The organism is Sporosarcina sp. ACRSM (assembly GCF_022346545.1).
Lineage (GTDB): Bacteria > Bacillota > Bacilli > Bacillales_A > Planococcaceae > Sporosarcina.
This window is the reverse complement of the sequence record NZ_JAKRNU010000002.1, coordinates 339,668-352,889: the sequence shown is the minus strand read 5'-3', so window position 1 is coordinate 352,889 and position 13,222 is coordinate 339,668. Positions and strand designations below refer to the sequence as shown.

General features: G+C 42.1%; 12 protein-coding genes. 10 read left to right on the top strand and 2 right to left on the bottom strand.

The features are described from left to right. Positions 1–48 precede the first annotated feature (48 nt). The 4 genes from nadB (at position 49) to ypfJ (ending at position 4,656) form a co-directional block, all read left to right on the top strand. Positions 49–1,641, top strand: a complete 1,593-nt coding sequence (nadB, locus tag MHZ95_RS05515) for an L-aspartate oxidase (RefSeq protein ID WP_239389525.1) — start codon at positions 49–51, stop codon at positions 1,639–1,641. After that, positions 1,610–2,452 (top strand): carboxylating nicotinate-nucleotide diphosphorylase, encoded by an 843-nt coding sequence (nadC, locus tag MHZ95_RS05510; RefSeq protein ID WP_239389524.1) that lies wholly within the window; start codon positions 1,610–1,612, stop codon positions 2,450–2,452. The genes nadB and nadC overlap by 32 nt, the downstream gene beginning before the upstream one ends. Before the next feature lie 13 nt (positions 2,453–2,465). Further along, entirely contained in the window at positions 2,466–3,575 is a 1,110-nt protein-coding gene (nadA, locus tag MHZ95_RS05505) for a quinolinate synthase NadA (protein WP_239389523.1), read from the top strand. A 232-nt stretch (positions 3,576–3,807) separates the two neighbouring features. After that, on the top strand, positions 3,808–4,656 hold the full coding sequence (gene ypfJ / locus MHZ95_RS05500) for a KPN_02809 family neutral zinc metallopeptidase (RefSeq protein WP_239389522.1): 849 nt from the start codon (positions 3,808–3,810) through the stop codon (positions 4,654–4,656). Positions 4,657–4,769: 113 nt separating this feature from the next. Here the strand turns inward: ypfJ and MHZ95_RS05495 are convergent, their stop codons facing one another. After that, positions 4,770–5,858 (bottom strand): isocitrate/isopropylmalate dehydrogenase family protein, encoded by a 1,089-nt coding sequence (locus tag MHZ95_RS05495; RefSeq protein WP_239389521.1) that lies wholly within the window; start codon positions 5,856–5,858, stop codon positions 4,770–4,772. A gap of 130 nt (positions 5,859–5,988) precedes the next feature. After that, positions 5,989–6,873 carry a LysR family transcriptional regulator gene (locus MHZ95_RS05490; RefSeq protein ID WP_239389520.1) on the bottom strand — a complete coding sequence of 295 codons (885 nt, stop codon included), beginning with the start codon at positions 6,871–6,873 and terminating at the stop codon, positions 5,989–5,991. Positions 6,874–6,997: 124 nt separating this feature from the next. On the opposite strand from MHZ95_RS05490, the gene MHZ95_RS05485 reads away from it, so the two are divergent. From MHZ95_RS05485 to MHZ95_RS05460, 6 genes are all read left to right on the top strand, one after another. Further along, entirely contained in the window at positions 6,998–7,663 is a 666-nt protein-coding gene (locus MHZ95_RS05485) for a class II aldolase/adducin family protein (RefSeq protein WP_239389519.1), read from the top strand. Between the two features lie 24 nt (positions 7,664–7,687). Then, on the top strand, positions 7,688–8,974 hold the full coding sequence (locus tag MHZ95_RS05480) for a four-carbon acid sugar kinase family protein (protein WP_239389518.1): 1,287 nt from the start codon (positions 7,688–7,690) through the stop codon (positions 8,972–8,974). Positions 8,975–9,016: 42 nt separating this feature from the next. Then, positions 9,017–9,796: a class I SAM-dependent methyltransferase gene (locus tag MHZ95_RS05475; protein WP_239389517.1), complete on the top strand. Its 780-nt coding sequence runs from the start codon at positions 9,017–9,019 to the stop codon at positions 9,794–9,796. 225 nt (positions 9,797–10,021) lie between these two features. Then, positions 10,022–11,047: a Bug family tripartite tricarboxylate transporter substrate binding protein gene (locus MHZ95_RS05470; protein WP_239389516.1), complete on the top strand. Its 1,026-nt coding sequence runs from the start codon at positions 10,022–10,024 to the stop codon at positions 11,045–11,047. A 73-nt stretch (positions 11,048–11,120) separates the two neighbouring features. After that, positions 11,121–11,579: a tripartite tricarboxylate transporter TctB family protein gene (locus MHZ95_RS05465; protein ID WP_239389515.1), complete on the top strand. Its 459-nt coding sequence runs from the start codon at positions 11,121–11,123 to the stop codon at positions 11,577–11,579. Positions 11,580–11,590: 11 nt separating this feature from the next. Then, the gene (locus MHZ95_RS05460; RefSeq protein ID WP_239389514.1) at positions 11,591–13,117 is read left to right on the top strand and encodes a tripartite tricarboxylate transporter permease; all 1,527 of its coding nucleotides are present in this window, start codon (positions 11,591–11,593) and stop codon (positions 13,115–13,117) included. The last annotated feature ends 105 nt before the right edge of the window (positions 13,118–13,222 follow it).

Genomic DNA, 13,222 nt, shown 5'->3' with positions numbered 1-13,222 from the left:
TATGTAAAGATAGGTGTCAAGACAACCATGAAGCTAAGGAGGATACCTTTGAAAACATATCGGTGCATTATCGTTGGAAGCGGCATTGCCGCACTGCAGCTCGCCACTCATCTCAGCACTCGGTTTCCCGTACTTCTCATTACAAAATCTAGTTTACGTTCCAGCAATTCGTATCGTGCACAGGGAGGTATTGCTGCAGCTATTGGAGGAAACGACGCACCATCCCTGCATTATGAGGATACGATTCATGCAGGATGTGATTTTCATAATGAAAAAGAAGTCCGTGATCTTGTAGAAAAGGGACCTTCGCTCATTAATGAGTTGACGCAAAGTGGACTCCGATTTGACGAAAATCCTACTGGACAATTTTCCTTAGGGATGGAAGGTGCGCATAGTCAAAACCGAATTGTGCATTGCGGCGGAGATGCAACGGGAAAACATGTCATAGATCATCTAATGACAACGCTCAGTTCCCACATTGATGTGTTGGAAAATCGGCTGGTCTATGAGTTGGTCATTCATCCGTTAACGAAAAAGTGCATTGGCGTGAAGGTGAAAGATAATTTTGGCAATAACGAGGTCTATTGGAGTGACCATGTTGTGTTAGCCACTGGCGGTGTAGGCGGTTTGTACTCGTTTACCTCAAACGATCCCTCCATCACGGGGGATGGAATCGCACTTGCATACCAGGTAGGTGCGGAAATTGTAGATATGGAATTTATCCAATTTCATCCGACTTTACTGTATGTCAATGGACAAACTGCGGGATTGATTTCTGAAGCGGTTAGGGGAGAAGGTGCAAGACTAGTTGACGCTCAGGGTAACGCAATTATGGAAGACGTGCATCCGCTTGGCGATTTGGCACCGCGCCATATTGTTGCAGGGGAAATATTTAGGAAAAAATCAATGGGGAGAGATGTCTATCTGGATATTTCGATGATTAATGCATTTGAAGAGAAATTCCCGACGATTACGGCCATTTGTCAAGCACAAGCGATCTCGATTGAAGATGGCAAAATTCCTGTGGCTCCTGGGTGCCATTTTTTAATGGGGGGCATTGCAGTTGATACGGTTGGTCGCACTTCCGTTGAAGGCTTATATGCAATTGGTGAAACGGCGGCAACAGGCGTCCACGGTGCCAATCGCCTTGCGAGCAATTCCTTATTGGAGGGGCTACACTACGGCAAGAAACTGGCAGCTTATTTAAATGAACAAATGCTGCACAGTCAGCCGGAACCGATGAAAATCGATTTGACAAAGCGGACAGCTATCACCAACTATTCATTACCTGATAAACAGCAACTAAGGGGAAAAATGATGGCGTATGCGGGAATCATCCGCTGTCAGTCGGAGCTTGAACAGTTGAGAGCATGGTTAAACGACTATGACTCTGTTAGGCGTATGGATTGTTCTTTAGACGAGAGTAGCAGCGAGGACATTCAATTGTTGTTCATGGTTCAAACGGCAAAACTGATTGCCCATGCGGCTTTGTTGCGTGAGGAAAGTAGGGGAGCGCATAAGCGGGAAGACTTCCCGGAGGAAGATGAGCGTTTGGGGAAAATTCATATTGTCCAATCAAAAAAGGGAATAGAAATGAGGGAACGGCATTGTGAATACGATCAAGTTGAAGTCCATGCTTGAGCAGTTTTACATAGAGGATATCGGTGACAATGATATATCGAGCGACTTTTTATTTCCCAAGGAAGTAACGGGGGAATTGCAGATTGTCGCTAAAAAGGAAGGTGTTTTTTGTGGCAGGAAAGTGATTGAAGAAGGGCTATATGTCGTTGATTCATCCACTAAAGTTGTCTGTCACATAGAAGATGGCGGAAAGATTAAAAGAGGTACCTTGATTGCAACGGCGACAGGATCGGTTTGCAGTCTATTGAAAAGTGAACGTGTGATTTTGAATTTGATTCAACGGATGAGCGGTATTGCAACGGAGACAAATCGTGTAGTGCAAAAAATCGAAGGAACCCGAACGAAAGTGTGCGATACGAGGAAGACGGCTCCAGGTTTGCGCATGCTCGACAAATATGCCGTTCGTACTGGTGGTGGTGTTAATCACCGCAATGGCTTATATGACGCGGTGATGTTAAAGGATAATCATCTCGCTTTTGCAGGCTCTATCTCAAAAGCGGTTGAAAAGGTACGGGCGGCGCTCGGACATACCGTTAAAATTGAAGTGGAAATTGAAACGTTTGAGCAGTTGCAACAAGCGATTGCTGCAAATGCCGATATCATCATGTTCGACAATTGTACGCCTGAAACAATCAAGGAGTGGCGGCAAATTGTTCCGGATACGATCATTACCGAGGCATCCGGCATGATTACGAATGAGACGATCCGTGCCTATGCGGAAGCGGGTGTCGACTATATTTCGCTTGGTTACTTGACACATTCTGTGAAGGCGCTTGATATCAGCGCCCTTGTAAAGGTTAGCGAATCATAATGGAGGGGTCTGCATGTCTATTTTACAGTATTTTGAAGAAAATAAGAGTGGTACATTGCCGGAGCATTACAGGCAGCTCATACGTGAGCAAATGGAAGCGCGTATTCGGGAAATTAAAGAGCAGCTTGGGGAAAAGCTATTCATCCCCGGGCATCACTATCAGAAAGATGAAGTCATCCAATTTGCCGATGCGACCGGCGACTCGTTACAACTCGCTCAACTTTGTGCAGCGAATGAAAAGGCCGAGCATATCGTTTTCTGTGGTGTCCACTTCATGGCGGAAACTGCAGATATTTTAACGAATGATCGGCAAAAAGTGTATTTGCCAGATATGCGTGCAGGCTGTTCGATGGCCGATATGGCGGACATTTTTCAGACGGATCGAGCATGGGATGCACTTATGGAAATGTTTGACGAAACAATTGTGCCGCTCACATATGTCAACTCAACGGCGGCCATCAAAGCGTTCGTCGGGATAAACGGCGGAGCGACGGTGACGTCATCGAATGCGCATGCGATGGTCAAATGGGCATTCACGCAAAAAGAGCGGATTCTGTTTTTGCCAGATCAACATCTTGGTCGCAATACGGCATTCGATATCGGCATTCCACTTGAACAGATGGCTGTTTGGGATCCTATTCAGGATAAGCTTGTCTATGAAGGGGCGCTGGAAGACGTCAAAGTGATTTTATGGAAAGGCCATTGTTCCGTCCATGAAAACTTCACGGTGAAGAATATTGTGGACATCCGTCAACAGCACCCGGATATGCAAATTATCGTTCATCCAGAATGTTCCCGTGAAGTCGTCGCATTGGCTGACGACAACGGTTCAACTAAATATATAATCGATACGATTGAAAAAGCACCATCAGGTAGTAAATGGGCGATCGGAACAGAAATGAACTTGGTGAACAGGCTTATTCAGCACCATCCGGATAAACAGATTATTTCCTTGAATCCAAGCATGTGCCCATGTTTGACCATGAACCGCATTGACTTGCCCCATTTGTTATGGAGTTTAGAAAGTATTGTGAACGGGGAAAAAGTGAATGTTATTACGGTTGACGAAGACACGACAAAAGAGGCGATCAACGCATTGGAACGGATGTTGTTGCGGGCGTGAGAACGTAAGTACCTAAATATTTAACAATTCGCTGATAAGTTGAGATATCATTTACAGAAGCCGTCTGCTTCTTGACCATTGAGGTTAAGAAAGCGGACGGCTTTTACTATAGGGGTGGAAAATCTTCAAGGAGCCAAGATGAATTAGACATCCGAAAATTTGGGTATACAACAACTAGTGAGACGTCATTCAAGATAATCATTATTGTGTATTGTAATATGGAGGGATTTATATGGAGTGGAAAGGGCGAAAAGGTAGTGCCAATGTTGAAGACCGAAGAGGGAACAGGAAAGGCGGAGTCGCAATTGCGGGAGGCGGGATCGGGGGAATCATCCTTATCTTGCTGTTTACATTTCTTGGAGGAGATCCGGGAGAATTGTTAAATGGCTCGCAAATCGGTGGGAATGGCAACACCGTTCCTTACGAAGAAACGGCTGAGGAAAAAGAAATGGCTGAATTTGTATCGGTTGTTCTTGCAGATACGGAAGCCATTTGGTCTGAATTGTTTCAAGAACAAGGGATGACCTACGAAAATCCAAAATTGGTGTTATATACGGACATTGTTCAATCCGCTTGCGGGACGGCCAATTCGGCAGTTGGCCCTTTTTATTGCCCGGGAGATCATAAATTGTATATCGATTTGAGTTTCTTTGAGGAACTTCGTGATCGATTCCAGGCACCGGGCGATTTCGCGATGGCCTACGTCATTGCCCATGAAGTGGGGCATCATGTCCAAACTCTTTTAGGAACGAGTGATAAAGTGAATGCGCTCCGCTCTAAGTTAAGTGAAAAGGAATTCAATCAATACTCGGTCCGATTGGAATTACAAGCCGATTATTTTGCAGGAGTATGGGCACATCATGAAAAAGAGTTGAATGTTCTAGATGAAGGGGATATCGAAGAAGCGATCAATGCTGCAAGTGCTGTCGGTGATGACCGTCTTCAAAGACAAGCTCAAGGCCGTGTCGTCCCTGACAGTTTCACACACGGAACTTCCGAACAAAGAAAACGATGGTTTTCGAAAGGCTTTGAAAAAGGAACAATCAACGAAGGCGATACCTTCAACGCAACGAATTTATAGTTTAACTGTTGGGGGACTCGAATAAGAACTAAAAAGAAAGACTGCCACACGCTGGACCACGTTGAAAAAACCGCTATGAACATTATTCATTCAATGTTCATAGCGGTTTTTTATTAAGCTATGGGGGTTATAACCGTTTTCTCGATTCTTTCCGAAATAGCCTGTGCAAATTCAGATGTAGAGGCAGTACCGCCTAAATCTTTTGTTTTTATACCGTCTTTCAGTGATTGGTACAGACCCTGTTCCACCAATTTACCTACTTCTTCAAGCTGTTCATCACGATGCCTTTCGGCTAGCCATTCCATTAGCATTACCGTTGAAAGCATAATTCCTGTCGGGTTTCCTATATCGAGGCCTGCAATATCCGGAGCAGAACCATGAGCTGCCTGGGACATGGCCAGATTTTCGTTTGTATTGATAGAAGGGGCTAGTCCTAGACTTCCAACAAGTTCACCTGCTAAATCAGAAAGAATATCCCCGTACATATTTTCCGTTACAATTACGTCAAAATCTTTTGCTCTTCGAACTAGGTGGGCAGCCATTGCATCGATATGATAGTCATCTACCTCAACTTCTGGATATTGTTCAGCGACTTCCCGGCAAACTTTTAAAAATAAGCCCATACTTAAATGGAGGACATTTGCTTTATGGACAATTGTTACTTTTTTACGGCGCTTCATGGCCATTTTGAAAGCTGAATGAGCAATTCGTTCTATGGCTTGTCTTGTAAAAACACCCGATGTGACAACGACATCCTCCGTAATTTGCCATTCCCCGTGACCCGCAAACATGTTGCGATCTGCGTAAAACCCTTCTGTATTTTCGCGGAAGATGATCAAATCAGCTTCTCCCGCTACGCTTTTGATACCTGGCATTGTTTTGGCTGGACGAATATTGGCAAACAGATCAAGTGTATGGCGAAGTGCGCCACTTGGGTTACGTTTCCCTTGATGTTCAGGCGGATAAGCGACAGAATCATGGGGCCCGAGTATCCATCCATGTGTGTTTTCCAATGCATCTGTCGTTACCTTTGGTAGAGGATCGTTGTGTCGTTTGATGCCATCCCATCCCATAGGCAAATCAATCCACTCAATCTCAAGCCCCACTTTGGAGGCAGCCGTTTTAAATACTTCCACTGTAGCGCTTACAATTTCCGGACCAATCCCATCACCTGCTAGTACACCAAGACGATAAATAGTCATTTCTTAACAATCCTCTCTCTTGTGAAATATGGGGAGTGCTTGAACTTTCTATAATTACTGTATTACAAAGTTAGAAATTAAGAAAATATGTTTTTTCTATACTTATCGATTGGTTTTTTCTATAACTTAATCATTCAATCTCGTTTTCAAAGTAAGTACGGTGATAATCTTGAATAAAATCGACGAACTCTCTTACCATATCCAATTCCAGAAGTTCTTCCCGATATAAAATGCGTGTTCTCCATACGATTGGGGAGCCCGTCGTATCCCGAAGATATATTTTGTGCAGCTTATCATTTGGCTCTAAGACAATACTAGGTACGATACAATAACCTAATCCGTTTAACACCATTCTTTTGGCGATTTCGACGTTATCGACATTCATATTGCTGATGGACGGTTTAGAAAAATTGTCCTTCCACCAGGTGTCGATGACCATTTCCAAGGTAGGATCTGTCTGATAACTGATTCTTCGCATGGAGGGAAGTTCTGTTAAGTCAATTTCTTTGGATGAAAGGATTGTAATATGTTCTTCTGAAAACGTACGATTGCTACTTGGCCAGTTATGCTCACCTCTCACAATACCGATATGTGCATCTTGCTTATAGATGGATTGAATGACATCTATGTTTACTCCTGTATTCACATGGAATTCAACTTTAGGGAATTTCTCATTAAAAGCTTTTAGCATTTGTGGTAGCCGATAAAAAGCAAATGTTCTTGAAACACTTAATCGTAGTGTCCCACGCACTTCATTTCTGGAATTCCATAATAATTCAAGTAGATCTTGTTCCCGGTGTAGCATCTCTTCCGCGTAGGCAGCTATTAACTCTCCTTGTTCTGTAAAAACAACGCCCCTTCTTCCTCTAGAAAAAAGTTTAATGTCAAACTCTTTTTCTATTTGTTGTAAGCGATACGTTAAAGTCGGCTGCGAAATATAGAGGAGTTCTGCTGCCTTCGTAATATTTTTTTCAGCGTAAACTTTCTGCAAAATGAGCCAGTCTTTTTTATCCATGTAAGAATCCCTCCCTCAAAATAGAAAATCTCTATTGAATTTTATAGAAAATCAATATTTTGTTTATCTCTACAATTATCATACACTGATTTTACAATAATAAAAGAAGGCGGTGGGGGTTTTTATGGATGCAAGGCAACAACTAATTTATACGGGTCAGTACCTTATTTCAAATCAATTAGCTTGGGGAACATCAGGAAATATGAGTGCTCGAATTGATGAAAATCGAATGGTCATTACAGCCTCTGGAACATACATGGCAAATTTGAGCATGGAGGATTTCGTGGAATATCAGATTGGTACTGGCGAAAAAGAAAGTAAAAGAAAAGCTTCTAAAGAAACACCGATGCATCTTGGAATCTACCGTGAACGTGAAGATGTCAATGCTATTTTACATTCCTCGCCCTTTTATATAACCTTGTTTGCATGTAGTAATGAGCCAATCCTTTCTGAACTATTTATAGAAACAATGTATTATCTCGAAACTATCGCTTATGTAGATTATCATCATCCCGGCTCACAAGAGTTAGCAGATGCGGTGAGCGAAAAAGCGCAAAACGCAAATATTATTATGATGCGAAATCATGGAGTTGTTGTATGTGATGATAGTGTTCCAGAAGCGCAGATGAGACTAGAAACATTAGAGATGGCTTGCCGCATGATTTTAAAAGCCAAGAAGTCAGAGGTTCAATTAAGTGTAATTCCAGAAAAAACTGTCCAAAGTTTTTTGGAAGATTCTTTCTACAAACCGAGGAAAAGATTAGTCGGAAAGTCTACTAATCGAAGTTGAAAAACTGTGAAAAGAGGGATTGATATGATAAAACCAATAGGTGTTGTAGCAGACGATACAACAGGGGCCAATGATATTGGCTTGATGTTCAGCCATAATCAATATTCCGCAAAAGTTGTCACTTATGGTGAAGATGAAAGTTTGGAAGTGGATTCTAATGTCATGATTATTGATACGGACAGTAGGTTAGATTCGCCTGATCTTAGTTATGAAAAAGTCTATAAAGCGACCAAAGCATTGCAGGGGATCGGCTGTTCCTTATTCTTTAATAAGACATGTTCCGTCTTTCGCGGAAATATAGGAAAGGAATTTGATGCCATGCTGGATGCTCTTGGGGAGGAATTTGCGATTATTAGTTTAGCATTTCCTAAAAATGGGAGGCAAACAAAGAATGCTGTCCATACAGTACATGGTAAATTATTGGAGGACTCCGAGTTTTCTCGTGATCCCGTGCACCCTATGTATCAATCTAATCTAGTAGATATTTTACAAGGACAAACAAAGAGAAAAGTAACCTTTATAGACATAGAGACTGTTAGACGGGGAGCATCCGTTTTACGAACAGCAATCGAGGAAAGACGGAAAGAATTCAACTACTGTTTAATTGATAGCGAAACACAGGCAGATCTAACAATTGTAGCAGAGGCAGTTCATGATTATAAAGTTCTTGGTGGTAGTTCGGCCATTGCTGAAGAGCTACCTAAGTTTTTACAAGTACAACCCATAAGTCATTCCTTCATGAATTTAGATCTAACTGATGATCTTGGTGTTTTAGTCGTCTCTGGAAGTTTAACGCCACAGACTAGAGCACAGACCGCTTATCTTATTTCTTCTGGGGTCCCTAGTATTGTACTGGATTCTCGTAAAATATTTGTTCATACTGAACGTGAAAAAGAAGTAAGGCGTGTTTTTGAGGCAGCTCAACTCCTTTTAAGACAAGGAAAAGATGTATTAATGATGGCTAATAACGAAGAAGAAGTGGTTTTAGAAACGAAGGAAATGGGTTTGAAACTAAATATCGACCCGCTCCTTATAAGTAAAATGGTTTCAGCAACGTTAGCTGATATTACAGGGCAGATTGAAAATGCTACAAGTCTAAAGAAATTAGTGATAGCGGGTGGAAACACTTCTGGAACTGTCAGTAGAAAATTAGGTATAAAAGGAAATTATATTCTGGAAGAAATCGAGACTGGAGTACCGTCTGGATTGGCTTTAGGGCGTCATATGTTAATTGTCTTAAAATCAGGTAGTTTTGGTAAACCTGATTTCTTAGTTCGTGCTGTTGCACATTTAAAAGATCTTTCGTATTAAGGTAGAAACACTCTGTTTTGATCAATAGGGGGAGGGGACAGGATGAGTAATAAAGAGAATGTCATTCACCAATTTGGAAAGAATGCTAGGAAATATGTAACGAGTGAAGGGCATGCAAAAGGAAAAGACCTTGATATGCTGGTTGAAATAGCAAAGGAAAGTAAAAAAGAAAAACTTCTCGATATTGCTACAGGGGGAGGTCATGTGGCGAACGCTGTGGCCCCCATCTTTGAAAAAGTGACGGCGCTAGATTTGACTCCTGGAATGTTGAAAAAGGCAAAAGAATTTATCGAAGGAAATGGCCATACAAATGTTTCTTTTGTTCAAGGAGACGCCGAATCATTGCCTTTTCCAGACAAAGTATTTGACACTGTATCCTGCAGAATAGCTCCGCATCATTTTCCTAATATAGACCGCTTTGTAATCGAAGTGCATCGTGTGTTAGAAGCAAATGGTTTATTCATCTTAATTGACAACATTGCCCCAGAATTAGACGAATACGATCAATTTTATAATTTTATCGAAAAGAAAAGAGATCCTAGTCACTATCGGGCCTACAAGAAATCAGAGTGGATTTCCTTACTAGAACGAAAAGGATTTCGAATGGAAGGTCTTACGAGTTTCAAGAAGAGGTTTTTATTTGAAGCATGGTGTGAAATGATGGATCTCCCTGAAAAGGACAAAACGGAATTAAATGAATTTATCATTTCATCTTCAGAGGATCTCGTTAAATTCTTTTCTATTGATATAAAAGATAACGACGTTCAGTCGTTTCAGGTAGAGGCGATGGTAATAGCCGTTAGAAAAGAAGAAGAACAATAATCTTGCTGTGTACAGAGTTATTCGAAAATTGAATCTCTTCTTATGAATTATCGCTATTTTTCTGATACCGAATCATCAGGTACACTTTTTTAGTAAGGTGTAGATTCTTTATTAAAGCGTTTTGAAAGCGCTGTCTAGATTGAAAGGTGTGATTGGAAAAGTCAATGTTGTACTAAAGAACGATTGAACGGATTACCCAAAACAACTATTACGAGGGGGATTTTGATGAAGAAATTATTGTTTATATCTCTATTGGCCATGTTAGCTACAGTGATAGCTGCATGTAGTTCTTCAGAAAATTTGACTGGAGACGGGGAGCAAAGTGCATCCGCTAGCGAGTATCCGGATAAACCTATCACGTTCACTGTCCCATCTGGGGCGGGAGGTGGAATTGATACGATGGCTAGGGTCTTAAGTAATGTTCTGTCAAAAGAAGAGCTCTTGAAAACAGCGGCTACAGTCGAAAATAAACCGGGTGGAGGTCAAGTTGTAGGTATTGTTGATTTTGCCAATATGAACAAAAACAACGATTATAGGATACTCGCCACTTCAACGCCATTTATTTTAAATTACATCAAAAAGGATGGAAATAGCCCGGTCTCATTCCGAGATGTGGAACCAATCGCAAGGCTCGTTACGGAATATGATGTCTTAGCCGTTCCTGTAGATTCAAAATACGATACGTTGGAGACATTATTTGCCGATTTGAAGGACAATCCTTCCTCTATCTCCTTTTCCGGCGGTTCCGGACCGGGATCGTTTGATCATTTGAATGCGATTTATCCTGCGAGTAAAGCTGGAGTCGATATTAACAAACTTAAATATATTTCGTATGACGGAGGCGGAGAAGCTTTGACTGCTCTATTGGGAGGTAACGCAGATGTAATTAGTTCAGATGTTTCCTCGGTCTATGAATATGTGAAAGCGGGAAAAGTGAAGATTCTTGGCATTTCTTCTTCCGAAAGGTTAGAAGGGGAGTTTGCTGACATTCCTACCTATAAAGAACAAGGCATCGATGCTGAATTGACCAACTGGCGCGGAATTTATGGTCCGAAAGGGATGTCAAAAGAGGCTAAAGCATTTTGGGAAGCGACCATAGCCGAACTTGTTAAAACGGAAGGATGGACTACTGAAATTGAAAAACACGGTTGGCAAGATGGTTATGTCGCTTCAGATGAGTTCACCAAACTGATGGAAGAAGAAGAGGCGATGTACACGGAAATTTATGAGGATCTTGGTATGGCAAAGTAGTCTTTTCGTAGTAAGGTAGGCAGCTGGTTTACACCCCAAAGCTGCCTTCTTTAATAAGAGAGGAGGGAAAGACATGAGTAAAGCCTTTGACCGCTACACAGGTATTTTATTTCTTGCTGTTGGGGCAATATTTATGGTTGAAAGTTTTAAACTTTCTCAGAATGCATATGGAAGTGCAGTTGGCCCTAATGTTTTTCCGATGGCTTTAGGGATGGTGCTGATTTTATTAAGTTTCCGCCTTGTCTTTGAAACATTCCGTTATTCGGATACGGGAAAAAATAAAATTAAGCTTGATTACAAGCGATTTGCTATTATTTTAGCAGCTGCCATTCTGTATGCGTTACTTTTAGAAACGCTTGGTTATGTAATCACTACTTTCCTCTTCTTATTAGTTGGATTCCAAACGATGCAGAGAGGGAGAATATGGGTGTCACTTTTGGTGGCTGGCGGTTTCTCCACTAGTGTTTATTATTTATTTGTCATTCTATTGAAAGGTACACTTCCACCATTTCCAGAGTGGATTAGTCTTTAGGAGGGGGTTATATGGGGACGATCGATTATCTATTTCAAGGTTTTGCAACAGCATTTCAATGGCAAAACCTATTATTTGCCTTTTTTGGTGTGCTAATCGGTACGGCCGTGGGTGTTCTACCTGGTATTGGACCTATGAGTGGAATAGCGCTGTTAATGCCGATCACGGCCTCTATTACAGGGGGGCTCCCTGCTGAACAAGCGGCTACCAGTTCGATTATTCTTCTGGCAGGGGTTTATTACGGTGCAATGTATGGTGGTTCTACAACTTCCATTTTATTAAATACACCCGGTGAATCTTCTTCTGTCGTTACGACATTGGATGGGCATCAAATGGCCAAGAAAGGACGAGCTGGTGTGGCGCTGGCTATTTGTGCAATCGGGTCCTTTGCTGCCGGAATCGTGGCGTTGCTCGGTCTTGTTCTTTTGGCCACTCCGCTGGCTAGCGTTGCTCTGAAGTTTGGACCGGCCGAATATACCGCATTGATGCTCCTTGGTCTGCTCGCTGTCAGCAGTCTAGGAGGAAAATCAATGACGAAAGCGTTGATGATGACAGTCTTGGGCCTACTGCTTGCCACGATTGGAATCGATGCAGTCTCTGGAGTCGCCCGATTTACGTACGATATCCCCACACTTTATTCGGGATTGGAATTTCTAACAATTGCAGTCGGACTTTTTGCGGTGGGGGAAGTCTTTAAAACTATATTAGAAAGAGAGCAAAATGATGGAGAAATTGCCAAGATTACAAGAATCCTTCCTTCGAAACAAGAATTAAAGGATAGTTCTATGCCGATTGCTCGAGGATCTATTCTTGGATTCTTTGTAGGAGTTCTTCCCGGCGCGGGAGCGACACTTGCTTCATTTTTCTCATACATTATGGAGAAAAAAGTGAGCAAAGATCCTAAGAAATTTGGAACGGGTGCCATTGAAGGGGTAGCCGCCCCGGAATCTGCGAATAACGCGGCAGCAGGAGGCGCCATGGTACCTTTGCTGACGTTGGGCATACCTGGATCGGGGTCGACTGCCATTTTAATGAGTGCGTTTATTATGTTTAATATTACACCAGGTCCGCTATTATTCGAGGAGCACCCGAGTGTTGCTTGGGGATTGATTGCTAGTATGTTTGTGGGAAATGCCATTTTACTAATTTTGAATTTGCCGATGGTGAAAGTGTTCGCCAAAGTAGTGGAAACACCTACAAAATACTTAATTCCACTCATTGTAGCGTTTTCGTTTTTTGGCGTATATGCTGTCCAGCTTTCCGTTTTTGATTTAATACTGTTAATTATATGTGGGGTAGCTGGTTATTTTCTTTCGAAAAATGATTTCCCGATTGCACCTCTTGTGCTCGGAATAGTCCTTGGACCGATGATTGAAAACAATCTAAGAAGAGCATTAACGCTATCCGATGGTAGTGTCTCGATTTTCTTTGAAAAGCCCATTGCCCTCACTTTCATCATCGCTGGGCTGCTGTGGATTTCAATCCCGCTTCTTTTAAAGCTAAGAGGGAAAAAACTGATTGTTAGTGAGGAAGCATAAAGAAGATTTTAACTTGATTCAGCAGAAGTCCCCCACTTCCATAAGTGGCGGGATGAATGCCAGAAGGCATTTGAATCAGAGGGAGTCCAAACTCCCTGCTGATTC

What these genes read in the sequence shown, in the direction of transcription:
- MHZ95_RS05495 (WP_239389521.1), bottom strand. Translation starts at nt 5,858, where the DNA reads ATGACTATTTATCGTCTTGGTGTACTAGCAGGTGATGGGATTGGTCCG.
- MHZ95_RS05465 (WP_239389515.1), top strand. Translation starts at nt 11,121, where the DNA reads ATGAGTAAAGCCTTTGACCGCTACACAGGTATTTTATTTCTTGCTGTT.
- nadA (WP_239389523.1), top strand. Translation starts at nt 2,466, where the DNA reads ATGTCTATTTTACAGTATTTTGAAGAAAATAAGAGTGGTACATTGCCG.
- MHZ95_RS05470 (WP_239389516.1), top strand. Translation starts at nt 10,022, where the DNA reads ATGAAGAAATTATTGTTTATATCTCTATTGGCCATGTTAGCTACAGTG.
- MHZ95_RS05480 (WP_239389518.1), top strand. Translation starts at nt 7,688, where the DNA reads ATGATAAAACCAATAGGTGTTGTAGCAGACGATACAACAGGGGCCAAT.
- MHZ95_RS05485 (WP_239389519.1), top strand. Translation starts at nt 6,998, where the DNA reads ATGGATGCAAGGCAACAACTAATTTATACGGGTCAGTACCTTATTTCA.
- MHZ95_RS05460 (WP_239389514.1), top strand. Translation starts at nt 11,591, where the DNA reads ATGGGGACGATCGATTATCTATTTCAAGGTTTTGCAACAGCATTTCAA.
- ypfJ (WP_239389522.1), top strand. Translation starts at nt 3,808, where the DNA reads ATGGAGTGGAAAGGGCGAAAAGGTAGTGCCAATGTTGAAGACCGAAGA.
- MHZ95_RS05490 (WP_239389520.1), bottom strand. Translation starts at nt 6,873, where the DNA reads ATGGATAAAAAAGACTGGCTCATTTTGCAGAAAGTTTACGCTGAAAAA.
- MHZ95_RS05475 (WP_239389517.1), top strand. Translation starts at nt 9,017, where the DNA reads ATGAGTAATAAAGAGAATGTCATTCACCAATTTGGAAAGAATGCTAGG.